Raw genomic sequence first — 24,016 nt, forward strand, 5'->3', positions numbered from 1 at the left:
AAACAAGACCGATATGGCCACTCCCTCTTCCGTCGCCGCCCGCGCGACGCGCTCGCTGCACTCACTCACCGACGACTCCCCTGCGAATGTCACGCCCGCCCACGTGGCCCATCGCCGTCGCGCGTTGCCGACACTCGCGCCGTTGCCGCTTGCGGCGGCGCTCACGTTCGCTGCATTCGGCACCTTCGTGCTGACGAGCCCGTCGGCGCTGGCCGCTGAAACGTCGACGACGACGTCGCCCGCATCATCGGCACCGTCAGACGCTGTCGACACGACGACCCCTACGGCAACACCCGCAACACTCGCATCCAACCGCGCGACTGCAACAAGCGACGCCGCGCTCCCGGTCACCTTCGTGACGGGCAACCCGCTCGGGCGTGCCGCTGCCGACCTCGCTGCGCCCATCACCGAGCTGGACGGTCGCGCGCTGGCGTTGCGCCGCGCCACCACGCTCGGCGAGACGCTCGACGGCCTGCCGGGCGTGTCGGCCACGTCGTACGGGCCGAACGTCAGCCGCCCGATCATTCGTGGTCTCGACGGCGACCGCATTCGTGTACTGCAAAACGGCACTGCCTCGCTCGACGCTTCGTCGCTCTCCTACGACCACGCCGTGGCGCAAGACCCGCTGAGCATCGAGCGCGTTGAGATCGTGCGCGGCCCGGCGGCGCTGCTCTATGGCGGCAATGCCGTCGGCGGCGTGGTCAACACCATCGACAACCGCATTCCGCGCGAGTCGCTCACGGGCATTTCCGGGGCGACGGACTTCAGCTACGGCGGCGCCAATCGCGAGCGCGCCGGCGCCGCGCAACTCGAATTCGGCAACGGTCAGTTTGCCTTCCACGTTGACGGTTTCGCGCGCAAGAGCGCCGACCTGCGCATTCCCGGCTTCGCCCGTTCTGCCCAGCAACGCGCGCGCGACGATGCCGACACGCCGCAACCGTCGGGCACGCTGCCCAACAGCAACGGACAGACGAGCGGCGCCGCGGCCGGTGCCTCATGGACGTGGGCCGACGGCTACGCCGGGCTGTCGTACTCCGGCTACGACTCCGATTACGGCACCGTCGCCGAAGAAAACACGCGCATCCGCCTGCGTCAGCAGCGTCTCGCGCTGGCGAGCGAAGTGCGCAACCTGAGCGGCCCGTTTACCGCGTTCAAGTTCAACTTCGGCTACACCGACTACGAGCACAAGGAAATCGAGAACGGCGCGACGGGCACGACCTTCAAGAACCACGGCTACGAAGGACGCTTCGAAGCGCGTCACGCGAAGATCGGACCGCTCGAAGGCGCGGTGGGCGTGCAGTTCTCGCAGAACACCTTCTCGGCGCTTGGCGAGGAAGCGTTCGTGCCGAAGAGCGACACCACCAACGTGGCGCTGTTCGCGCTCGAAGAGTGGGCCGTCAATCAGGCGGTGAAGCTCTCGTTCGGCGCGCGCATCGAGCACTCGAGCGTGAAGCCGAGCGCCGGTGGCAACGCGCGTTTCGACAACCTGCCGTCGCGTAACTTCACGCCGGCCAGCGTCTCCGCCGGTGCGGTGTTCGCGCTGGCACCGGCGTGGTCCGTGGCGTTGAACACGGCCTACACGGAGCGCGCCCCGACCTTCTACGAGCTGTACGCCAACGGCCCGCACCTCGCGACCGGTGTCTTCGAGATCGGCGATCCGCAGGCCAAGATGGAAAAGGCGTTCTCGACGGACCTGTCGCTGCGCTACGAGAACGGCCCGAACAAGGGCAGCGTCGGCGTGTTCTACAGTCGCTTCAGCAACTTCCTTGCGCTCTACAACACGGGCGCGACGGTCGACGGTGAGGAGAAGCCGCTGCCGGTCTATCAATACGCCGGTGTGCCCGCCGATCTTTACGGCTTCGAAGCCGAAGGCCGTGCACGTGTCTGGCAGGGCTACGGCAATCTCGACGTCGAGCTGCGCGGCGACTACACCATTGGTCGCAATCGCGACACGGGCGAGCCGCTGCCGCGTATCGCGCCGTTGCGTCTGACGGCGGCGCTGATCTACGGCCTGGGTCACTGGGGCGCACGTCTCGAAATGGTTCACGCGAGCAATCAGGGGCGTGTGCCTGCAAACGATCTGACGACGAGCGGCTACACCACGCTCGGCGCTGCGCTCACGTATCAGTTCAAGGCGGGCGGCGCGCAGTGGCTGGCCTATCTGAAGGGCGAGAACCTGACCAATCAGGAAGTGCGTCTGGCAAGTTCGGTCCTGCGCGACATTGCGCCGCAGGGCGGCCGTGCGGTTCGCGTGGGATTGCGCACCACGTTCTGAGCGTTCAGACATCGCCGTAACACGTCAAATACGCCGCAAAATCGAAGCAATTTCCGAGAAATTGTTTCGCATCCTCCGATTCGCGCGGTGCAACGCCGCGCGAATCCCACGATCCATGCCGCTTCTTCGGGCATCGGCCGATCGTCGATGGCGCGTCTCGTACGACGCCGTCGACGCCTCTTGATATTCTTTCGATTGCCCTAAACTACAGTCACGTCTCGCCCGGCAGGGCGCGCCTGCATCGTCTCTCTCACAGAGGGCTGCGAGGCGCGCCCTGCCGGGCCAATCGTTACGGGGCGCACGTCGCCCCCCGAAAAGGAACAGGCATGGAGCAATATCACGGCACCACTATCGTCTCCGTTCGGCGCGGCGATCAGGTCGCGCTTGGCGGTGACGGACAGGTCACGCTCGGCAACATCGTGATGAAGGGGACGGCGCGCAAGGTCCGCACGATCTATGACGGCAAGGTCATGGTCGGCTTCGCCGGCGCCACGGCAGACGCCTTCTCGCTGCTCGACCGATTCGAGGCGAAGCTTCAGAAGCATCAGGGGCATCTCACGCGCTCGGCCGTCGAACTCGCGAAGGACTGGCGCACGGACCGCATGCTGCGCCGTCTCGAAGCGATGATGATCGTCGCCGACGAGCAGACCACGCTGGTCATCACCGGCAACGGCGATGTGCTCGATCCGGAAGGCGGCGTGGCGGCCATCGGTTCGGGGGGCTCATACGCCCAGGCCGCGGCCCGCGCACTGGTCGAGAACACCGACCTCACGCCGGCGGAGATCGTCAAGAAGGCGCTGACGATCGCGGGCGAAATGTGCATCTACACGAACGACAACCACATCATCGAATCGTTGCCGCCGAAGGCAGCGAAGTAATCACACGAACATCGACGAACAACGACGGACGACGCACGCACCGCAGCAGGTGGACTCCTGCGGTGCGATAGCCGACCGGCGGCTGATCGGTACCAAGACAGCCGTCCGGCCGGGCGTCACCTGCCTCGCGAACCCCTAATCTGGCGAACGTCATGACCCATATGACCCCCTCCGAGATCGTTTCCGAACTCGACAAACACATCATCGGCCAGCACAAGGCCAAGAAGGCTGTTGCGGTGGCGTTGCGCAACCGCTGGCGCCGTCAGCAGGTGGCCGAGCCCCTGCGTCAGGAAATCACGCCGAAGAACATTCTGATGATCGGCCCGACGGGCGTGGGCAAGACCGAGATCGCCCGCCGTCTGGCCAAGCTGGCCGACGCGCCGTTCATCAAGGTCGAAGCCACGAAGTTCACGGAAGTCGGCTATGTCGGCCGCGACGTGGACAGCATCGTTCGCGATCTCGCGGAAATTGCGATCAAGCAGACGCGTGAAGCCGAGATGAAGAAGGTGCGTACCAACGCCGAGGATCGTGCTGAGGATCGCATTCTCGATCTGTTGCTGCCGACGGGGCGCGAATCGTCGCGCGACATTCGTTTCGGTTCGGCGTCGCACGAAGCCGAACCGAGCGGTGAGGACAACGCGACGCGTCAGACCTTCCGCAAGCGTCTGCGCGAAGGCGCGCTCGACGACAAGGAAATCGAACTCGAAGTCGAAATCCCGGCACAGGGCATGGAAATCATGGGCCCGCCGGGAATGGAAGAGATGACCGAGCAGATCAAGGGCATGTTCGCGAATCTGGGCAACCAGAAGAAGAAGCGTCAGAAGCTCAAGATCAAGGACGCGCTCAAGATCCTGACCGACGAAGAAGCGTCGAAGATGCTCAACGACGAAGAGGTCAAGCAACTGGCGCTGCGTAACGTCGAGCAGAACGGCATTGTGTTCCTCGACGAAATCGACAAGATCGCCACGCGCAGCGAAGTGGGCGGCGGCGACGTGTCGCGTCAGGGCGTGCAGCGCGATCTGCTGCCGCTGGTCGAAGGCACGACCGTGAGCACGAAGTTCGGCATGATCAAGACGGATCACATTCTGTTCATCGCGAGCGGTGCGTTCCATCTGGCCAAGCCGAGCGATCTGATTCCGGAGCTGCAAGGCCGCTTCCCGATTCGCGTCGAACTCGAATCGCTGTCGGTCGGAGACTTCGAAGCGATTCTCACGCAGACGGACGCAAGCCTCGTCAAGCAGTATCAGGCGCTGCTGGCCACGGAAGATGTGACGCTCGAATTCGCACCGGACGGCATCAAGCGTCTCGCGGAAATCGCTTTCTCGGTCAACGAGAAGACGGAGAACATCGGCGCACGCCGTCTGTACACCGTCATCGAAAAGTTGCTCGAAGACATTTCGTACAGTGCTGGCAAGCAGTCCAGCGAAGTCGTGACGATCAACGCCGACTACGTGAACCGCTTCCTGGAGGAAGTGGCGCAGAACGAAGATCTGTCGCGCTACGTGCTGTAAGACGTACTGCGTGCTTCGCGACATCGCGCAAGCTCAGCAAACGACACCCCGACGTTGGCCGTTGTGCCGGCGTTGGGGTGTTTTTTATGGGGCGGCGCCATTGTCGTTCAGGGCGTGCCTCAGACGAAATACGACAAGTCGGGCGTGGCAGGCACGGGGTACGGTGAGTCGGCAATCGGCATTTCCGGCGCGTCCGACGTATTTGACGCATCGCCGAGGCGCACGCCACCTGTCGCAGCCGGCTGCGGCGCAGGCATCGGCCACTCGCCCGATGATGGCGCCTGAGTCTCCGCTCGTGTTGAGGCGTTCCGCAAACGCCATCGCATGCTTCCGTCACCGGCAGGACGCCAATCAATGGTCTCGTACGGCGTCGGGTCGCAGCTATCGTTCGCCTTGCCTCGCGGGCGGAGATGGTTGACGAGCTGCATTCGCTGAAGCGTTGCCACGGTCGTCGTGAAGGTGACCATCGGCGTCTGTAGCCGCATCTGCCTCTGCCTCTGCCTCTGCGTGGGCACGGGCACGGTCGTCGGCGTGCCCTGTGGTGGCCTTTCCGAGGCGCGGATCACTTGCGCAACGATGGCGGTGAGCGATGGCGAGACCGCATTCCCGCGAGAGGCTCCTGTTGATGGCCCCGCGCTCGTCGTGTTCGCAGCGCTGCTGTCATTGGGCGTCGCATGCTGTGGGGCGAATGTTCGAATCGATGGCAGACGCAGTGCCCGCATCGGATTCGTGCCGCGTGACACCGGGCCTGCCAGCAGATCGGCAAACCGCTCGGCCGGAATCTCGACCGTGTTTGGCGCAAGCACCGTTTGCGCGACCAGCCGTTGTCCACCGGTTTTGGAGAGTCCTCCTTTTGGTGTCAGCACTTCTCGTAACGAATGCGGTTCAACGCCCAGCGCGGCAGCCAGCTCCGACAATCCGCCAGCAGCGGTACACAGTTCCCGACCGTTGCTGGCCAACTGGCACAGATTGTTGTGGCTGATGGCGTAACGGGTGGGTTCACCTCGCGCGTGAGCCGCGCCGCGGAAGTTTTCGGACTGATCTCGATATCGCTGCATCGTAGTTCTGGGCAATTGATAGTGCTGCGCCACTTTTGCTGAACCGCCGAGCCTCGGAAACTCGCTCCGGGGAATGCGCAGCATCTCATCGACCTTCTTGTCGCGTTTAACCGCCTTGGCCCGTTTGGGGCCTCCCGTCAACAACCGTTTGGCGACGAGGGAGTGCATCAGCGCAGGCGGAAGGCGAGGCGGCGGATTGTCGGACGTTGACGAAATGGCGTCGTCCGACGTTGTCGAGGCGACCGCCGATGATTGTGTATCGGTGGACGCCGTTGGGGTCTGGGCGTTCAGATGCCACGTCGACGACGCGGCGATTGTCGGAAGCTGCATGATCGGCCCGCTCCTGAGTCATCGGAAAAGGAAGAAGGATAGGAAAAGCGACGACGAGCGCACACCGCACATCGCACGCGGGACCGACGCGGGTATGTCGGTGACAGAGCGCGACGAAGCTGTGAGTGGATGCGTGATGCGAGCTATTGCGACAGCGTCGCGAAATCGACAGCGGGTCGATTGCAGATTTCGTGCAGCGGGAAGATGACGAGGCAGGGCATGATGCGAGCGGCAGCGCACATGCGACTTCGCGCAGGGCGCGATGTCCGGGGCCGCGTCACGTGATTGTGACGTTGCCCTGTGTCGCCGATCCCGATGGGACCGGCGCGATCGGTGAGCGGCTTACTGCTTGACCGGGCGCTTGAGCAGCTTTCGCTGCAACGTGCGGCGATGCATGTTCAGTGCACGCGCCGTGGCGGAGATGTTGCCGTTGTGTTCGGCGAGCACGCGTTGAATGTGTTCCCACTCCAATCGGGCGACTGAGAGCGGCGACGGGTTTTCGATGGCTTCGTCCGCCTGTGTTTCGCTGGCATCGCTGCGCAGCGACGCGAGAATCGTGTCGGCGTTGGCCGGTTTGGCGAGATAGTTGTCGGCGCCGTCCTTGACCGCCTGCACGGCGGTGGCGATGCTTGCGTAGCCGGTGAGCACCAGCATGCGGGCCTTCGGTTGCAGCGCCCGCAGCGGTGCGATGAGCGGCAGTCCCGAGTCGTGTCCGAGATGCAGGTCGACCGAGATCAGGTCGAACTGTCGCGTGCGTGCGGCAAGCAGCGCGGCTGCGCTGTCACCGGCGATCTGCACGTCGTAACCGCGACGCGTCAGCGCACGCGCGAGCGTCTCGGCAAAGACGACGTCGTCGTCGATGAGAAGAAAGTGGGAGGCGTTCATGTCTGACTCCGCGAACCGAAGAAGAAGGTGGCCAGCGGCAGGCGCAATTCGGCGCGCGTGCCTTGCGGCGTGTTAGGGGTGAGCGCGATGTCTCCGCCGAGACGCTGCGCGCTGGCGAAGGCGAGATACAGCCCCATGCCGTGCCCGCCATGGGTGCTCATGACCGGGGAGTTGCCCAGACGGGTGCGAAGCTCGGCCGTCATGCCGGGACCTTCGTCGCAAACGGTGAAGCGCACGTCCTCGGCGCCCGCGATCACATCGAGGGTGACCGACGACGGGCTGAAGTACGCCGCATTGTCGAGCAGGATGGTGAGGATCTGGCCGACCTGCACGGTGTCTTCGATGCGTGCCGTCAACTCGGGCGGCACGCGCAACTGGAACTGCACCTGCGGATGGCGCAAGCGCCATTGCGTGGTGAACGCGGGCAGCCACTCGGCCAGCGGCTGACGCACGGGTGCCGCCGCGCGCGTCTGCACGTGACCGATGGCGCTCTTGCATAGCGCGATCTGTTGTTCGAGCGTCTGAAGGTCCGGCTCGAACGGTTTCAATGCGCTGTTGCCCAGACTCTCGCTGCGCAACTCACCGACCACGACAGCCATCGTCGACAGTGGCGTGCCGAGTTCGTGCGCCACGCTCGCGGCCTGTGCGCCGAGCGCAGCCATCCGTTCATCGCGCAGCAGCCGTTGTTCGGCGCGGGCGAGCTGGGCATCACGCGCGCGTAGCGCACGCGACATGCGCGACACGAACCATGCGATCACGAGCACGCTGACCACGAAATTCACCCACATCCCGGCAAGGTGCAGACGCAGCAGGTTGCCCGGGTCGGCGAGATCGAGCGGCACGTACTGGAAGTTCAGTGCGCCATAGGCCACGAGCGAGAGCAGCGCGAGCTGCGAGGCGTTGCGCCACGGCAGCACCGCCGCCGCAATGGCCAGCCCGGGCAGGAACAGGGAAACGAAAGGGTTGGTCGCGCCGCCGGAAAAGAACAACAGCGCGGTGAGCGCGGCGAGATCGACGAGCAACTGGCTCATCAGATCGAGATCGGTACGGCGTTTTGCCCGCTCGACGCCGCGTCGCGCACGTATCCAGGTGAGGACGTTGAACAGCACTTCGAGCGCGACGATGGTGAGCATCGGCTCCAGCGGCAAGCGCACGCCGAGCCAGAGTTGGGCGACGCCGATGGTGGCGAGCTGACCGACGATGGCTAGACAGCGCAACCAGAAAAGCTGGACGACATTGGTCCGCTCGATGGGAAAATGAGTCATACGATAAGTGTACCAAGTCCGGGTCACGGGCCATCCGGCGTCGCGAGGCGCTGCGACACTCTGCCGCAGCGCCGTGATGCCCGGTATCGCAATGCCCGCACACGCGTTCGGCGGCACGCGACTACAATGACCGTTCACGTTTTGCGCGACCGGTCGTCGCGCGATGTCTTCGTCGAAAAGACAGACATGAACCGACGATATTCAGTCCGTCGACAACAAAAAGGAGTTTGCATGAAGCACAAGCTTTTGGTGGCGGTCGCATTCAGTCTCGGTTTGGGCGCGGTGTCCGCCATGGCCCAGACTGCCAGGGTCGATGTCTCCGACGCATGGGCGCGCGGCACCGTTCCCGGTCAGACATCGTCCGCCGTCTACATGACGCTGCAAGCGCATCAGCCGACCACGCTCCTGAGCGTGAGCACGCCGGCGGCGGCCAACGCCGAAGTCCACGAAATGAAGCTCGAAGGCACGCTCATGAAAATGCGCGCGCTGCCCAAGGGCCTGCCGCTCGACGCGAACAAGCCGGTGGAACTCAAGCCGGGCAGCTATCACATCATGCTCACCGACCTGAAGGCGCCGCTCAAGAAGGGCGACACCGTGCCTGTGACGCTGAAGTTCGAGACGGCCGATCATAAGACGTCCGAGCAGCAGGTGCAGGCCACCGTGCGCGATCTGACGGCCGCCGCCCCGGCCGGTGGCGGCATGGCCGGTATGGCGCACGGCGAGCATAAGTAAGTCTCAATAAGCCATTCCCATGCGGTTGTCGCTCGCGCCGGGGCGTTTGCCCGGCGCGGTTCACCGCCGAGGTGGCGCTTACCGGAGACTGCCGACGTTATCGGACGATCAGACGATCAGACGACGTCACCCGGATCGGCAGCCGTGCCGTCGACCGAGACCCCCGCAGCGAGTAGCGCCTCACGCAGACAGGCCGGGCAGAGGCAGGCGTCGACATTCAGACGGGCCGATGCGGGCAGGCGTGGCCAGTCGAGGCACCAGCACTGCACGTCGCGGGGGCCGCTGTCCGGGGCGGTGCCTGCGACGTCGGGGGCAGCGCCCCGCCCGACGGCCGCGATCCTCGCGCCGCAGGCCACTTCCGCCCCGCATCGGGGGCAGCGCGTCGGGGCTGTCCTGCCGTCGCCCGAAGGTGTTCCCATTGTTCCCTGACCTCGCTGGCGATCCATCATTTCCACGTGATGAGAGGCGTCGCGCCGTCTTCGTGACCGTACACGCCGCCCGCAGCTTCTGCATCCGCCCCCGAGTTGCACAACTGCAACAGCGCAACGGCTGTCATCGACCGGCCACATGCGGCCAGCTGCGGCCCGCAGATGGGCGGTGCATGAAGGGGTGAAAGAGTGACGAGGCAAAAATCGGGCTCTGACGGGCGTCCTATGGTGAGTGAAAGGGATGATACGCACGTAAGATGCTGTGCCGCTGACGGGGCGAGAATCGCCGCTTTTGCGGTTACCCCCCGGCACGTGCCGAGCGCGGGCGGCAGGCGTTGTCCGATGTGATCGTCGGACCCTTCCGATTCCCGTCAAAGCCCCGCACGTCAAGGCTTCTTGGCTGTACAATTCGCCCTGTTTCCTGGTCCACCCGCTTCACCTTCCGAACCTTCCCGCCATGTCCGATCAGCAACTGAACTCCATCGACGACATCGCACCCGCTCTCAAAGCCGAAATTCTGGCTGAGGCGATGCCGTACATCCGCAAGTATCACGGCAAGACCGTGGTGATCAAATACGGCGGCAACGCCATGACCGAAGAGCGCTTGAAGCGCGGTTTTGCGCGCGACGTGATTCTGCTCAAGCTTGTCGGCATCAACCCGGTGGTGGTGCACGGTGGCGGCCCGCAGATCGATCAGGCACTCAAGAAGATCGGTAAGCAGGGCACGTTCATCCAGGGCATGCGCGTGACCGATGAAGAGACGATGGAAGTGGTCGAGTGGGTGCTCGGCGGCGAAGTCCAGCAGGACATCGTCATGCTGATCAACCAGTACGGCGGCCAGGCTGTCGGTCTCACCGGCAAGGACGGCGGTCTCATCAACGCTCGCAAGATGATGATGCCGGATCGCGAGAACGCCGGTCAGTTCCTCGACATCGGTTATGTCGGCGAAGTCGACTCGATCAACCCGGCCGTGGTGCGCGCGCTTCAGGACGACGCCTTCATCCCGGTGATTTCGCCGATCGGTGTGGGCGAAGACGGTCAGGCGTACAACATCAACGCCGACCTCGTGGCCGGCAAGCTTGCCACGGTGCTGGGCGCCGAGAAGCTGGTGATGATGACCAACATTCCGGGTGTGATGGACAAGGACGGCAATCTGCTGACCGACCTCTCGGCCCGTGAGATCGACGAGCTGTTCGCAGACGGCACGATCTCGGGCGGCATGCTGCCGAAGATCTCGTCGGCGCTCGACGCCGCCAAGAGCGGCGTGAAGTCGGTGCACATCGTCGACGGCCGCATCGAGCATTCGGTGCTGCTGGAGATTCTGACCGAGCAGCCGTTCGGCACGATGATCCGCTCGCACTGAGCGCGACGTCGACAAGGCCGCCGGGGCGATCCGGCGACCCGCGAGTTACAGGCGGACCCTTCGGGGTCCGCTTTGCATTTGGGCGGCCGCTTCGCGGCTGTCATGGGATGGGCGACGCGGTGGTGACCTGTCGGGCGGCACGGCGGGGGCAACGTTTCCAGTGCGTGTACTCGCCAGGGCACACGCTGCGCCGCAGCGGCTCAATCAGGCGCCGTCAACTGACGCAGTTCGTCGAGCAGCTTCGCCGCCGGGCTCGGCAGAATGCCCTGACGGCGGCGGAAAGCGGTGAGCGTACGTGTGGCGCGCACGGACGCAATCGGCAGCGTATCCATCACCCGTGCCGAGGCTTCGACGTCGTACATCGGCTCAGGCATCCACGTCAGGAAACCGCAGCGCGCCACCATGCTCTTGAGCACCGGAACCGAGCGCGTCTCCACGACGATGTTCGGCAAGCCCAGCCCGTGCGCGGCGAACACGCCCTGCATGTGCGCGTAGGGCGCGGTGCCGCGCGGCGGAATCGCCCAGCGCTCGTTCAGCGTATCCGCCAGCGTAATCGTCTCGCGCTGGCGCAACGGGTGATCGCATCCGGCAACAACGTAACTGTCGTCTTCCCAATGGCAGTCGGTGATCGCGACGATGTCGTCCGTGTCCGGTGCGACGGTCGAGAGCGCCAGATCGATTTCATGCCGCATCAGTCCCTGTGCGAGCCGGTCCCACACACCTTCGATGATCTCCACGCGCAGATTCGGCCAGCGGTTGAGCACGCGGTCGACTGCGAGCGGCAGCACATGACTGGCGATGGCACCGACGGCGCCGACCTTGATCGTGCCCTTCGCCAGCCCGCGCATCGCGTCGATCTCCTCGCGTGCATGCTCGGCTTCGCGGGCGAGCAGCATGGCGTGCGGCAGCAGCGCGTGGCCGAATGCCGTGAGCTCCATCCCCTTGCTGTGACGCTCGAACAGCGGCGCGCCCAGCTCCGTCTCGAGACGCTTGATCGTGCGGCTGAGCGCTGGCTGCGTGAGATGGAGTTCGGTGGCGGCGCGCCCGAGACTGCCGGTGGCGACGATGGTCGTGAAGGCGCGTAGCTGCTGGAGATTGAGGCTCATGGCGGACGACGAAACTCCCGAACGCGGATCAACGGAGATGGCATGGACCGCAAGGATGGCGAGGGCAGCGGTCGTCGAAAAGTCATGCAAAAGCGTAATGACTTCGGCACGCAAAAGCAATTCCGATGCATATATCGGCTGCCTATACTTTTCGAACCGCCAAGAGACCAACGCATCCATGAAAGACAGCCGAGAACTCCACGCCGGCCGGCACGCCGGCGCACCCCAGACCCTCACCGTGCGCGAGGTCGTGATCGACCTGATGCGTCGCCACGGCATGACGAAGGTCTTCGCCAATCCCGGGTCGACGGAACTGCCGTTGTTCCGCGACTTCCCCGAAGACTTCGACTACGTGCTGGGTTTGCAGGAAGCCGTGGTGGTCGGTATGGCCGACGGGTACGCGCAGGCCACCGGCAACGCAGCGTTCGTGAATCTGCACTCCGCCGCGGGTGTCGGCAATGCGATGGGCAACATCTTCACGGCGTACAAGAATCAGACACCGCTCATCGTGACGGCCGGTCAGCAGGCCCGCTCGATTCTCCCGTTCGACCCGTTCCTCGCTTCGGTGCGCGCCACCGAACTGCCGCAGCCCTACGTCAAGTTCAGTCTCGAACCGGCGCGTGCCGAAGATGTGCCGCTCGCGCTTGCCCGGGCGTATCACATTGCGATGCAGGAGCCGAAGGGGCCGGTCTTCGTCTCCATTCCGGTGGATGACTGGGATCGCCCGGCCGAGCCGGTGCCGCCGCGTCAGGTGAGTACGCGCGTGCAGGCCGAGCCGGCGGCGCTGGCGCAACTCGCGGCGGCGCTCGATGCGTGCGAGCGTCCCGCGTTCGTGGTCGGCTCGTCGATCGATCGCGCGGGGGCGTTCGACGCCGTCGTGGCACTCGCCGAGCGTCACAACGCCCGCGTGTTCACCGCACCGATGTGTGCGCGCTGTGCCTTCCCGGAAGATCACCGTCTGTTCGCAGGGTTTCTGCCGCCGATGCGCGAGAAGATCGTCGGCCTGCTCGGTGGTCACGATCTGATTCTCGTGATCGGCGCCCCGGCGTTCACGTATCACGTGGAAGGCGCCGGGCCGCACGTGCCGGAGGGGGCATCGTTGTTCCAACTGGTCGAGGATCCGGGGCTGGCCGCATGGACGCCGGTCGGTGCGTCGGTTGTCGGCAACGTGCGTCTGGGTGTGGAAGCGTTGCTCGCACGAGAGATGCCGAACGAGCGCGTCGCGCCGCCTGTGCGTGCCGTGCCGCCGGTCGCGACGGTCAACGCGCCGGGTGAGCCGATGACGACAGCGTTTGCGCTTCAGACGCTGGCGCAAGTGCGTGACGCACAAGACATCGTCGTGGAAGAAGCACCGAGTGCGCGACCTGTCATACAGCAATACCTGCCGTTCACGCAGGCGGGCACCTTCTACACGATGAACAGCGGCGGCCTCGGCTATTCGATGCCGGCGGCTGTCGGCGTGGCGATGGCACGGCCCGGGCGTCGCATCGTCTGTCTGGTCGGCGATGGCTCGGCCATGTACTCGATTCAGGCGCTGTGGAGCGCGGCACAGGCACGGCTGCCCATTACCTTCGTCATCCTGAACAACCGACGCTACGCCGCGTTGCAGGAGTTCGCACCCGCGTTCGGTTTCGGCCCGAAAGATCCCGTGCAGGGCACCGACCTGCCGGACCTCGATTTCGTGCGCATGGCCGAAGGCATGGGGGTCCGGGGACAACGCGTGGAGCAGGGCAGCGCGTTGCGCGACGTTCTGTCGCACGCCATCGACAGCGGCGAGACGCGCCTCGTCGAACTCGTGGTGGCATGATGCACTGCGCATTCCCTGCATCCTTCGATGCCTCCCTTCATGCCCCCATCCACGTGGCGACGACCGGCGCGCGAGTCGGCGCATCGCCGGTGTCGAATCAGGAGACGTAAGTCCATGTCAGTCCAACAACATCCCGAAGTTCTCACGATGCTCATCGGCGGCAAGCGTGTCGCCGCTGCCCACGGTGCGACGTTCGAGCGACGCAATCCGCTCGACGGCGAGGTGGCGTCGCGTGCGCCCGCGGCGACCGTCGACGATGCCCGCGCCGCCGTGCGCGCCGCATGGGACGCCTTTCCCGCATGGTCGAACACCGGCCCCGGCGAGCGCCGCGCGCTGCTGACGAAGGCGGCCGACCGGCTCGAAGCGAAGCTGGAGCAGTTTCAGGTCGCGATGGCGGCGGAGACGGGGGCGTCTGGTCTGTGGGCGGGATTCAACGTGCATCTCGCGGCGCAAGGTTTGCGCGAAGCGGCCGCGATGACGACCCAGATCGCCGGCGAGATCATTCCGTCGGATGTCCCCGGCAGTCTCGCGATGGGCGTACGTCAGGCCGCGGGTGTGGTGCTGGGCATCGCGCCGTGGAACGCGCCGGTGATTCTTGGCGTGCGGGCGTTGGCGCTGCCGCTTGCATGCGGCAACACCGTCGTGTTCAAGGGCTCCGAGTTGTGTCCGGCGACGCACGGCCTGATCGCCGACGCGCTCGACGAAGCCGGTCTGCCGCCGGGCGTCGTGAACTTCATCACGAACGCACCCAGGGACGCCGGAGCCATCGTGCAGGCGTTGATCGCCGAGCCCGCCGTGCGTCGGGTGAACTTCACCGGTTCCACGCGCGTGGGGCAGATCATCGCGGGGCTGTGTGCCGAACATCTCAAACCCGCGGTGCTCGAACTCGGCGGCAAGGCCCCGTGTCTCGTGCTCGACGACGCCGATCTCGACGATGCCGTGAACGGCGTGGCCTTCGGTGCGTTTGCCAACTCGGGGCAGATCTGCATGTCGACGGAGCGCATCGTGGTGGCCGAGGCGATTGCCGACGCGTTCGTCGACATGCTCGCGGCCAAGGCGCGCGCACTGCCGCTCGGCGATCCGCGCCATGGACCGGTCGTGCTGGGTTCGGTGATCGACATGTCGACGGTCGAGCGCTGCAACGCGCTGATCGACGACGCGCTCGCCAAAGGCGCGAAGCTGCTGTGCGGCGGCCGTGCCGAGACGACGCTCATGCCCGCGACGCTGCTCGATCACGTCACGCCGGACATGCTGATCTACACCGAGGAATCGTTCGGTCCGGTCAAGGGCATCGTGCGTGTGAAGGACGACGAAGCCGCCATCGCATGCGCCAACGATAACGCTTACGGCCTCTCGTCCGCCGTGTTCAGTCGCGATATTGCGCGCGCGATGGGCGTTGCGAAGCGCATCGAGTCCGGCATCTGCCATATCAACGGCCCGACCGTGCACGACGAAGCGCAGATGCCGTTCGGCGGCGTGAAGTCGAGCGGATGGGGACGCTTCGGCGGCAAAGCCGGCGTTCATGAATTCACCGATTTGCGCTGGATGACGGTGCAGACCACCCCGCGTCATTACCCGTTCTGAAGCTTCATCACCACCATACCGCCGCAGCCGGGACACCGGAATAGACGGCCGGAGGAGACAACCGTGTCACAACCGTTTGAAACCGTTCCTGCGGGCGCGGGTGCCGTATCTGGCGCTGCGTCCGGCGCTTCGTCAACGCTCCCGGCCAGCACATCAGCCAGCACATCAGGCGGCACACCGGCCAGCCCGTCGGACCACGCAACCCGCCATCACGACACCCCGACGGCGGCCACGCCGAACTTCGGTCGCGTGGTGGCAGCCAGTTGCTTCGGCACGGCCATCGAGTGGTACGACTTTTTCGTCTACGGTTTTCTCGCCCCCATCGTGTTCGATCGGCTGTTCTTCCCGCAGCTCGACCCGATGACGGGCATGATCGCCGTGTTCGCAACGTTCGCCGTCGGCTTCGTCGCGCGCCCCATCGGCGGCATCGTCTTCGGTCACTATGGCGACCGCATCGGCCGCAAGTCGATCCTGTTGTTCACGCTGATTCTGATGGGCGTCGCCACCACGCTCATCGGCCTGCTGCCCACATACGCCATGGTCGGCATGTGGGCGCCGATCATGCTCGTGACCTTGCGCTTCATTCAGGGCTTTGCGCTTGGCGGCGAGTCTGTGGGCGGGTTGCTGATGACGGTCGAGGGCGCGCCCGCGCATTTGCGCGGCCTCTTTGGCGGACTGATTCAGGCAGCGGGGCCGACGTCGATCGTCGGGGCGTCGCTCGCCATCGTGCTCATCACGCGCTTGCCGGAAGACGATTTGCTGACGTGGGGCTGGCGTCTGCCGTTCCTCGTGAGTCTGCTGCTCGTGGCGCTGGGGACGTATGTCCGCCTGAAGGTGGAGGAGTCGCCGAGCTTCAAGGCGGCGGAGCAGCATCGCGACATCGCGAAAGTGCCGGTCGCCGAGGTCATCACGCATTACTGGCGCCCGACGCTCGTCACGTTCTTCATTTGTCTGGCGGAGACGAGCTTCTTCTATCTGGTGGCGATTTTCTCGCTCTCCTACGGCACCAAGACGCTCGGTCTGCCGCGCAACGTGATGGCCGATGGTGTGCTGTACGCGAACATCCTCGCCATGCTCACGATCCCCGCGTTCGGCATGCTCTCCGACAAGCTGGGACGCCGTCCGATGTTCCTGATGGGGCTGGCCGCCACGGCGATTTTCATCTATCCGTTCTTCCTCATGATGGGCAGCAAGGAGACGACCTTCGTCGTGCTCGCCATCGTGATCGGCGCGGGCGTGATCCATCCGATGATGTTCGGTCCGGAAGGCAGCTTCTTCTCCGAGTTGTTCGACACGCGGGTGCGCTTCTCGGGCGTGTCGCTGGGCAAGCAGATCGGCACGGTGATGGGCGGCGGTCTGGCGCCGATGATTGCGGCGAGTCTGCTGGCATGGAGCCACGGGCAGATCTGGCCGGTGATCGTCTATTTCCTCGTGCTCGCGGCCATGGCGCTGATTTCGACGGTGCTCGTGCGTGAGACGAGGCATCGGGCGATGTGACGATCCCCGCGACTTCCCCTCGACGTCGATGAAAACGAACAGCCCCGCTCGCGATGCGAAGCGGGGCTGTTGGCTTTTGAAACCGCTGCCGAGACCTCAGCGACCTCAGCGACCTCAGCGACGATTGCGATCAGAGGTCGAGCACGAGCACGGCGGACTTGCTGCGCGAGCAGCACGGCAGGATCTGATCGTTGGCGGCGCGCTCGTCGTCCGTGAGGTAGACGTCGCGATGGTCCGGCGTGCCGTCGATCACACGCGTGAGGCACGTGCCGCACACGCCTTGCTCGCACGACATCTGCACTTCGACACCCTGCGCCGCGAGCGCCGCGACGATCGTCTCGCCGGCCGGCACGTCGATCACACGGCCGCTCGAATGCAGCTTCACCTGAAACGCCCTGTCGGCCTCGCCATCCGCAGACTCGTGCACCGGCGCGGCGAAGTACTCGCGATGCACATTGCCTTCGGGCCATTGCGCGGCTTCCGCTCGGGCGAGCACGGCCTCGATAAAGCCCGCCGGGCCGCAGACATACAGATGCTTGCCGCCGGACGGCTGCGCCAGAATCGCATCGAGATCCGCGCGTTCGCCTTCGCTGTCGAAGTACAGGCGCGTCTTCGCCGCAATCCCTTCGCGTGCGAAGCGATCGCGAAACGCCGTGCGTGCCGGTTCGCGTGTGCAGTAATGCACTTCGAAGGACGCCTCGCTCGCCGCCAGCGCCTCGGCCATACAGAGAATCGGCGTCACACCGATACCGCCCGCAAGCAGAATGCTGTGCTTCGCCGAATCGGCGAGCGGGAAGTGATTGCGCGGCGCGCTGATCTCGATCTCCGTGCCCACCGTGAGCGCATGCATGCCGACGGAGCCGCCACGCGATTGGGGATCGCGCAGCACCCCCAGGCAGTAGCGGTGCGTCTCGCCCGGTGCGTTGCACAGCGAGTATTGCCGCACGCAGCCGTCTGCCACATGCACGTCGATGTGCGCACCGGCAGTGAACACCGGGAGCGCACTGCCGTCGACACTCACCAGTTCGAATTCGCAGATGTCGGTGGCGACATCGCGCTTGTTCGCCAGCCGGACTTTCATGCTGCGTTCTCCACACCGGCGCTCGCCGTGCCAGCGCGTTCGGCGTCGATCAGACGGTCGAGCACTTTGCGGGACTGCACGCCGCCCGCGTCGATGTTGAGCTTGAGAATCTTCTTGTCCGGGTACGCCGACAGGTTGCGCTGCTGTGCTTCGAGCACCTCCTGGTCCTCGGCGAAGATGCCGCCCTGGCCCTTCTTGATCGCGGCCGTCAGCTCGGCATCCTGCGGCTTGAAGTTACGTGCCATGCCCCAGAAGTACCAGATCGATTCGTCGGTCTCCGGCGTGATGAAGTCGACGACGATGCTGCCGGCCTTCTTGTCGGCGGGGGCGTCGTAGCCGCCATGACCGGCGTGCGCGACACCCACTTCGATCATCACGTGGCTCGGCGGCGTGAAGCGGCAGACTTGCCAGCGGTCGCACGGCACCTGATCGTCCAGACCGTTCGCGCGCAGTGCACTCGCCCAGAACGGCGGCGCCTTGATGTTTTCCATGTGACGCGCCGTGATCACCATGTCGCCCTCGACGGTCGTCTTCGGCGGGGCTTCTTCGATCTCTTCCTGCCCGATGCTCGTCGCGTGCACGTAGGTCTCGTGCGTGAGGTCCATGAGGTTGTCGATCATCAGGCGATAGTCGCACTTGATGTGATACAGGCCGCCGCCGTACGCCCACTGCTCGCTCACCGCCCACTCCAGGTGCGGGATCTCGTCGGGATTCGCGAGTGCTGCATCGCCCGGCCAGACCCAGACGAAGCCGTAACGCTCGACGCACGGGAACGACCGCGTCTTCGGAAAGCCGCCGACACGCTGACCGACCATCTTCGTGCACTTGCCGCCGCCGTCGACCGTCAGGCCGTGATAGCCGCACACGAGGTGCCCGTCCTTGACGAAGCCCAGCGAGAGCGCAGCGCCGCGATGCGGGCAGAAGTCTTCGAGCGCGGCGGCGTTGCCGTTACCGTCACGGAAGAACACCATCGCTTCGTTGCAGACCTTGCGGCCCAACGGCTTGTCGGCGAATTCGTCCGGCGTACACGCGACGTACCAGGTGTTTTTGAGGAACATGATCGTTTGTCTCCTTGGCGTGCCTTGTCAGGGGTGCGGCGCGCTCTCGTTTCGATAAGGGATGGGTCGGATTCGGCGACGGCGCGCGCGTCAGAGCAACTGCGCGCCCATGCTGTGTTCTTGCGTCACGATGTGCTCGCGGCACATGAATTCGGCGCGATCGGGCTGACGCGCAGCAATCGCCTCGACGATGGCGTGATGCTGCCGGTGCGCGTAGGCGATGATGTCTGCGTACTGGCGCCGGTCCTCATGACCGAACGCCACCGTGCGGGGGGCGACGAACGGCACCAGATTGCAGCGCGCGATGAAACCTTCGAGCAGGGGATTACGAGCGCCGGTGACGAGCAGGTCGTGAAAGCGCGCATTGAGCGACGCGTAGCCGATCTGGACTTCGGGCGTCATCGTGTGATCGGCGAGCAGGGCGTCGCCCTCGGCCAGCAACTCGCGCAACTGCCGGAGCAGTTCCGCGCTCGCGCCTTTCTCGGCAAGCAGTCGCGCGGCGTAGCCTTCGAGCGCGCCACGCAGATGCAACGCCTCGACACTCTCCTCACGCGTGTGCGCCCGCACCGCGTAGCCACGCTGTCCGGCGCGCACCACCAGTCCTTCCTCGGCGAGCACCGGCAGCGCCTGACGCACCGGCATGCGCGACACGCCCAGTTGCTCTGCGAGCTTCGCTTCGGCCAGACGCTCGCCCGGCGCGAGTTCGCCCTTGAGGATCATTTCGCGCAATTGAACCGTGGTCGGGGTGGGATGCAGCATGCGTCTCCTTTCGTTTCCTTTCCTGCGTGCCAGACAAGCGGGGCTTGGCGGCATCGGCTTTTTTCATTATGGGATCCCATAATTCGTAAAAGCATTGGTAAATACCCTTGTTCATGTCAATACGGGATCCCGTATAGACTCGGCGCTGCGTAAATGCGGGCTCGGATTCACGAACGGATTCTGCGGCCCTGGCATGACAAAACAAGAGACGGAGACTTTCAGCGTGGCAAAGATCATTGGCGGGATCGGGACGTCGCACGTGCCGACCATCGGTGTGGCGTACGACAAGGGCAAGCAGCAGGATCCCGCGTGGGCGCCGCTGTTCCAGGGCTACGAACCCGTAGCGAAGTGGCTCGCCGAGAAGCAGGCCGACGTGCTGGTGTTCTTCTACAACGACCACGCCACCACGTTTTTCTTCGACATGTATCCGACGTTCGCGCTCGGCGTCGGCGAGTCATTCCCGATTGCCGACGAAGGCGCAGGGCTGCGCCCGCTGCCGCCGATTCGCGGTGACGTGGCGTTGCAGGCGCATATCGCCGAGTCGCTCGTGAACGATGAGTTCGACATCACCGTCTTCCAGGACAAGCCGATCGATCACGGTTGCGCGTCGCCACTGCCGCTGCTCTGGCCGCACAAGCCGGACTGGCCGGGCACGGTCGTGCCGATCGCCATCAACGTGTTGCAGTATCCGTTGCCGACCGGGCGTCGCTGCTATCGCCTCGGTCAGGCGGTGCGTCGCGCCATCGAGTCATATCCGGAAGATCTGCGCGTGGTGGTTGTGGGTACGGGCGGCCTCTCGCATCAGATTCACGGCGAGCGCGCGGGGTACAACGACGAAGCGTGGGACCGCGAGTTCCTGGAACTGCTGGAGCATGCGCCGGAGAAACTGACCGAACTCAAGCATGTGGATTACGTTCAGCGTGGTGGCGCCGAGAGCGTCGAACAGATCATGTGGCTGTCGATGCGTGGCGCGATGGGGCCGCGCATCAAACGTCTGCATCTGAACTACTACCTCGCGACGACGACGGCGATGACCGTCGCGCTGTTTGAAGACGATGCAGAGGAGGCGGTCGCATGAATCCGCAACTCGAAGGTATCGAAGCGATCACCGGCACCTATGCATTCGATCTGCGCGTGAGCAACCGCACGCTCAAGCTCAATCGTTTCTTCTGGCACATGATTCGCGCAGAGAATCGCGAGACGTTCCTGAACGATCCCGTCGCCACGATGACCGCCGCGGGACTCACGGCGGATGAACAGGCCATGGTGCAGGCGCAGGACTGGCTCGGCCTCGTGCGTCACGGTGTGAACTTCTTCGTGCTGGAGAAGTTTGCCCGCGTGGTGCGCAAGACCAATCTCGAAGTCTATGCGCTCATGCGCGGCGAGACGCTCGACGAGTTCATGGCCACGCGACGCGTGCCCACCATGCGCTGACATGGCCATCGACACTGCCATCAGCCTGACGAACGCGCCGCCCGCGCCCCGGCTGGCGTGCCACGAACGCGGCACGTGGAGCCGTGCGCCGCAAAGCACCGAGGCGACGCTGCTGTGCCGCAAGCTGCGCGGCCTGCGCGCCATGGTCGCGGTGCTCGAATGCGACTCGGTCGCGCGTGCGGCGCGCATGCTGCATCTGTCGCAATCGGCCGTGGCACGCTCGATCTCGGACATTGAGGCGGAGCTGGGTTTTCCGCTGTTTCACCGCAGCGGGCGCGGCCTGATTCCGAATGCCGCGGGTCAGCGGCTCGGGGTGCGTGCCACGCGTGCGCTTGCCGAACTGGCGAACGGCTACCGCGAAGCGTTCGCGGCGACGGCGTCGCAGGCCGACGGCGGTGCACGTGCGGCGAGCCGCTTCGCTGCTGTGGTTGCGCCGCAGCAACTCACGAGCTTCATCGCCGTGGCGGAGTTGGGCAGCGGTCCGCTGGCGGCGAATCGCCTGCAATGCTCTCAGCCGACGATTCAGCGCAATCTCGATCAGCTCGAAGACCTCATCGGCATCAAGCTGTTCCGACGCACGCCGCGCGGCACGCGTCTCACGGACGAAGCGTTGGCCTTGCTCGGTCCGGTCAAACGCGCGCTCGCGGAACTGGCGATTGCCGAAGACGAACTCGCCCCGTTCGGCGGACGTCAGCAGGGCACCGTGATCGTGGCGGCGTTGCCGCTGTCGAGTGGTTTTCTGTTGCCCAAGGCCATCGACAGCCTGCTGCACAAGTCGCCGTATCTCACGGTGACGGTGGTCGACGGGACTTACGAAGCGCTCGTGCGTCAGTTGCGACAGGCAGACGTCGACATGATCGTCGGCGCCTTGCGGGCGAACGACGTGCCGCCGGACATTCGTCAGGAAGCGTTGTTCGAAGATCATCTGTCGGTGGTCGCGCGCGCCGATCACCCCTGCCTGACGTCTGGCCGAACGCCCACGCTCGCGGAACTCGCAGAGTACGGCTGGGTGAGTCCGTTGCCGTGTACGCCCGCGCGCGGCGTCTTCGAGCGCGTATTCCATGCCGAAGGGCTGGCGCTGCCTCGCACGCAGGTGCACGCGAGCAGTTCACCGGTGGTGCGCGGGTTGCTGTCGTCGAGCGACCGGCTGGCGTTGCTCTCGCCTGTGCAGATTACGTCGGAGTTGCGCACGGGCGAACTCGCCGTCGTGCCGGTGTCGTTGCAACACGCGCGTCGCTCGATTGGTGTGGCGACACGTCGTGACGGATTGCTCTCGCCAGCGGCGGAGCAATTGCTCGACGAATTGCGCGCGCTCGCGCCGACGATGCAGCATCCGACGTAAAAGTATCGTGACGGGCGCGAATCGCGCTCGCCAACCCGCCTGCGAGCGCGGCGAAATTCGACGAATTCGCCATGACTTGCATGTCTCGCCTCATTCGCCCGCCCGCGATTTTCGTGGCGCGGGACACTCCCTGACGACTCCCCGCTGCGCCTTGTGTGGCGGGCATTCCATCCGCGGCGCGCCATGCGTCCCGCGGCGCGAAATTCCCCTCGAAAAATTCATCTCGAAACCTAGGGGAAATCTCGGGGATATACGAAAAACGCAACGCTCGACGCGAGAAGGTCGTTCGACGTCGACATTTCGTCTGCCTAAGCTGTTCCGCATCACATAGAAAAGGCGCGCCATCCCCCGGCGCGACCTCACAACCGATCGGCGCCGCTAACGCCGACGAGGAGACGACACCATGAACAAGCGCCATCTCTGGCTTGCGGTAGCACTCGCGAGCGTCTGCCAATTCACCGCTGTCTCGGCCCGCGCCGAGGAAATCAAGGTCGGCATGCTGGGGCTGTTCTCCGGCTCGGCGTCGTGGTGGGGCACGGAATACCGTCGTGGCGTCAACCTGTGGCTCGAACAGAACAAGAACAAGGTCGGCGACGACACCATCGTCGTGCTGGAGCGCGACGAAGGCGGCGTGAACCCGCAACGCACGCGCCAGCTCGCACAGGAACTCGTGGTGCGCGATCAGGTGCAGTATCTGTTCGGCGGCTCGTTCACGCCGAACGTGCTGGCGATGGCCGATGTCGTGAACCAGACCAAAACGCCGCTCGTCATCGGTAACTCGGGCACTTCCAGCGTCACGCTCAAGTCGCCGTACTTCGTGCGCACCGGCTTCACGCAGTGGGCCGTGAGCGTGCCGCTCGTCGAATACGCCGCGAGCAAGGGCGTGAAGAATGCCGCCATCGTGGTGGCCGACTTCGCGACCGGTTACGACGCCATCGACGCCTACAGCGAGACGTTCAAGAAGTCGGGCGGCAAGATCGCCGTCGAAGTGAAGGTGCCGCTGGGCACGACGGACTTCTCCAGCTATCTGCAACGCGTGCGCGATGCGAAGCCGGACGCCGTCTTCATGTTCATGCCGGTCGGCCCGATGTCGGCAGGCTTCGTGAAGGCGTTCAAGGAGCGCGAACTCGACAAGGCAGGCATTCAGCTCTTCGCCACGACGGAGACCATGGAGTCGGATCTGCCGGCCATCGGCGACAGCGCCCTGGGCACGATCACCGCGCTGCACTACTCGCCGTTCCTCACCACGCCGGAGAACACCGCGTTCGTGAAGGCGTACAAGGCCAAGTACGGGCCGGGCGCGCTGCCGTCGATCGCCTCGGTGTCGGCCTACGACTCGATGACGCTCATCGCGCAGATGATCAAGGCGACCAAGGGCAAGAAGGACGCAGACAAAGCCATCGCCGCCGTGAAGGGCTACTCGTGGGTGAGCGCACGCGGTCCGGTGTCGATCGACCCGAAGACGCGTGAAATCGTGCAGAACGTGTACATCCGTCGCGTGGAAACCATCGACGGCAAGCTCGGCAACAAGCCGATCGCCACGTTCAAGTCGGTCGTCGAGCCGTGGCACCTCAGCCACCCGCAAGTGGCTGCGAAGTAACGCAGGCGATGTCCCCCCTGATT

20 protein-coding genes are annotated in these 24,016 nt (G+C 64.9%); 12 read left to right on the forward strand and 8 right to left on the reverse strand.

The window, feature by feature from the left end; translation table 11 throughout:
- Positions 1 to 13 precede the first annotated feature (13 nt).
- The 3 genes from PCA20602_RS08230 (at position 14) to hslU (ending at position 4,664) form a co-directional block, all read left to right on the forward strand.
- Positions 14 to 2,275, forward strand: coding sequence for a TonB-dependent receptor (locus tag PCA20602_RS08230; RefSeq protein ID WP_246182083.1), 2,262 nt, complete (start codon positions 14 to 16; stop codon positions 2,273 to 2,275).
- A gap of 326 nt (positions 2,276 to 2,601) precedes the next feature.
- Positions 2,602 to 3,153, forward strand: coding sequence for an ATP-dependent protease subunit HslV (hslV, locus tag PCA20602_RS08235; protein ID WP_069343027.1), 552 nt, complete (start codon positions 2,602 to 2,604; stop codon positions 3,151 to 3,153).
- Between the two features lie 152 nt (positions 3,154 to 3,305).
- A complete protein-coding gene (gene hslU, locus PCA20602_RS08240; RefSeq protein WP_150720806.1) occupies positions 3,306 to 4,664 on the forward strand; it encodes an ATP-dependent protease ATPase subunit HslU in 1,359 nt (452 codons plus the stop codon).
- A 119-nt stretch (positions 4,665 to 4,783) separates the two neighbouring features.
- Here the strand turns inward: hslU and PCA20602_RS08245 are convergent, their stop codons facing one another.
- The 3 genes from PCA20602_RS08245 to PCA20602_RS08255 all read right to left on the reverse strand — a co-directional run bounded on the left by PCA20602_RS08245 (position 4,784) and on the right by PCA20602_RS08255 (position 8,202).
- Positions 4,784 to 6,052 carry a hypothetical protein gene (locus tag PCA20602_RS08245; protein ID WP_150720807.1) on the reverse strand — a complete coding sequence of 423 codons (1,269 nt, stop codon included), beginning with the start codon at positions 6,050 to 6,052 and terminating at the stop codon, positions 4,784 to 4,786.
- A gap of 342 nt (positions 6,053 to 6,394) precedes the next feature.
- On the reverse strand, positions 6,395 to 6,937 hold the full coding sequence (locus tag PCA20602_RS08250) for a response regulator transcription factor (protein WP_039407290.1): 543 nt from the start codon (positions 6,935 to 6,937) through the stop codon (positions 6,395 to 6,397).
- Positions 6,934 to 8,202 (reverse strand): ATP-binding protein, encoded by a 1,269-nt coding sequence (locus tag PCA20602_RS08255; protein WP_069343029.1) that lies wholly within the window; start codon positions 8,200 to 8,202, stop codon positions 6,934 to 6,936. Before PCA20602_RS08255 ends, PCA20602_RS08250 begins: the two co-directional genes overlap by 4 nt.
- Before the next feature lie 231 nt (positions 8,203 to 8,433).
- Between PCA20602_RS08255 and PCA20602_RS08260 the strand changes: the two genes are divergently transcribed.
- Entirely contained in the window at positions 8,434 to 8,934 is a 501-nt protein-coding gene (locus PCA20602_RS08260; RefSeq protein WP_150720808.1) for a copper chaperone PCu(A)C, read from the forward strand.
- A gap of 116 nt (positions 8,935 to 9,050) precedes the next feature.
- On the opposite strand, the gene PCA20602_RS08265 is transcribed toward PCA20602_RS08260, so the two are convergent.
- Positions 9,051 to 9,353, reverse strand: a complete 303-nt coding sequence (locus PCA20602_RS08265) for a hypothetical protein (protein ID WP_150720809.1) — start codon at positions 9,351 to 9,353, stop codon at positions 9,051 to 9,053.
- Positions 9,354 to 9,819: 466 nt separating this feature from the next.
- On the opposite strand from PCA20602_RS08265, the gene argB reads away from it, so the two are divergent.
- Positions 9,820 to 10,725, forward strand: coding sequence for an acetylglutamate kinase (argB, locus tag PCA20602_RS08270; protein WP_069343031.1), 906 nt, complete (start codon positions 9,820 to 9,822; stop codon positions 10,723 to 10,725).
- A 200-nt stretch (positions 10,726 to 10,925) separates the two neighbouring features.
- Here argB and PCA20602_RS08275 read toward each other — a convergent pair whose 3' ends face one another.
- Positions 10,926 to 11,831, reverse strand: coding sequence for a LysR family transcriptional regulator (locus PCA20602_RS08275; RefSeq protein ID WP_150720810.1), 906 nt, complete (start codon positions 11,829 to 11,831; stop codon positions 10,926 to 10,928).
- A gap of 178 nt (positions 11,832 to 12,009) precedes the next feature.
- Here PCA20602_RS08275 and mdlC point away from each other — a divergent pair, with 178 nt between their 5' ends.
- The 3 genes from mdlC to PCA20602_RS08290 all read left to right on the forward strand — a co-directional run bounded on the left by mdlC (position 12,010) and on the right by PCA20602_RS08290 (position 16,719).
- Positions 12,010 to 13,638: a benzoylformate decarboxylase gene (mdlC, locus tag PCA20602_RS08280; protein WP_150720811.1), complete on the forward strand. Its 1,629-nt coding sequence runs from the start codon at positions 12,010 to 12,012 to the stop codon at positions 13,636 to 13,638.
- A gap of 114 nt (positions 13,639 to 13,752) precedes the next feature.
- Positions 13,753 to 15,222 (forward strand): aldehyde dehydrogenase, encoded by a 1,470-nt coding sequence (locus PCA20602_RS08285; protein WP_150720812.1) that lies wholly within the window; start codon positions 13,753 to 13,755, stop codon positions 15,220 to 15,222.
- 63 nt (positions 15,223 to 15,285) lie between these two features.
- Positions 15,286 to 16,719 (forward strand): MFS transporter, encoded by a 1,434-nt coding sequence (locus PCA20602_RS08290; RefSeq protein ID WP_150720813.1) that lies wholly within the window; start codon positions 15,286 to 15,288, stop codon positions 16,717 to 16,719.
- Positions 16,720 to 16,849: 130 nt separating this feature from the next.
- Here the strand turns inward: PCA20602_RS08290 and PCA20602_RS08295 are convergent, their stop codons facing one another.
- The 3 genes from PCA20602_RS08295 to PCA20602_RS08305 all read right to left on the reverse strand — a co-directional run bounded on the left by PCA20602_RS08295 (position 16,850) and on the right by PCA20602_RS08305 (position 19,617).
- Entirely contained in the window at positions 16,850 to 17,800 is a 951-nt protein-coding gene (locus PCA20602_RS08295; RefSeq protein WP_150720814.1) for a PDR/VanB family oxidoreductase, read from the reverse strand.
- On the reverse strand, positions 17,797 to 18,858 hold the full coding sequence (locus PCA20602_RS08300; RefSeq protein ID WP_150720815.1) for an aromatic ring-hydroxylating oxygenase subunit alpha: 1,062 nt from the start codon (positions 18,856 to 18,858) through the stop codon (positions 17,797 to 17,799). The genes PCA20602_RS08295 and PCA20602_RS08300 overlap by 4 nt, the downstream gene beginning before the upstream one ends.
- A 90-nt stretch (positions 18,859 to 18,948) precedes the next feature.
- Positions 18,949 to 19,617, reverse strand: a complete 669-nt coding sequence (locus PCA20602_RS08305) for a GntR family transcriptional regulator (RefSeq protein ID WP_069343037.1) — start codon at positions 19,615 to 19,617, stop codon at positions 18,949 to 18,951.
- A 223-nt stretch (positions 19,618 to 19,840) separates the two neighbouring features.
- On the opposite strand from PCA20602_RS08305, the gene PCA20602_RS08310 reads away from it, so the two are divergent.
- From PCA20602_RS08310 to PCA20602_RS08325, 4 genes are all read left to right on the forward strand, one after another.
- On the forward strand, positions 19,841 to 20,695 hold the full coding sequence (locus PCA20602_RS08310) for a gallate dioxygenase (protein WP_150720816.1): 855 nt from the start codon (positions 19,841 to 19,843) through the stop codon (positions 20,693 to 20,695).
- The gene (locus PCA20602_RS08315; protein ID WP_069343038.1) at positions 20,692 to 21,051 is read left to right on the forward strand and encodes a protocatechuate 3,4-dioxygenase; all 360 of its coding nucleotides are present in this window, start codon (positions 20,692 to 20,694) and stop codon (positions 21,049 to 21,051) included. Before PCA20602_RS08310 ends, PCA20602_RS08315 begins: the two co-directional genes overlap by 4 nt.
- A 1-nt stretch (position 21,052) precedes the next feature.
- Positions 21,053 to 22,393 carry a LysR family transcriptional regulator gene (locus PCA20602_RS08320; protein ID WP_150720817.1) on the forward strand — a complete coding sequence of 447 codons (1,341 nt, stop codon included), beginning with the start codon at positions 21,053 to 21,055 and terminating at the stop codon, positions 22,391 to 22,393.
- A 403-nt stretch (positions 22,394 to 22,796) separates the two neighbouring features.
- A complete protein-coding gene (locus PCA20602_RS08325; protein ID WP_150720818.1) occupies positions 22,797 to 23,993 on the forward strand; it encodes an ABC transporter substrate-binding protein in 1,197 nt (398 codons plus the stop codon).
- Positions 23,994 to 24,016 lie beyond the last annotated feature (23 nt).

The sequence above is a fragment of the Pandoraea capi genome (assembly GCF_902459735.1).
Taxonomy (GTDB): Bacteria; Pseudomonadota; Gammaproteobacteria; order Burkholderiales; family Burkholderiaceae; genus Pandoraea; species Pandoraea capi.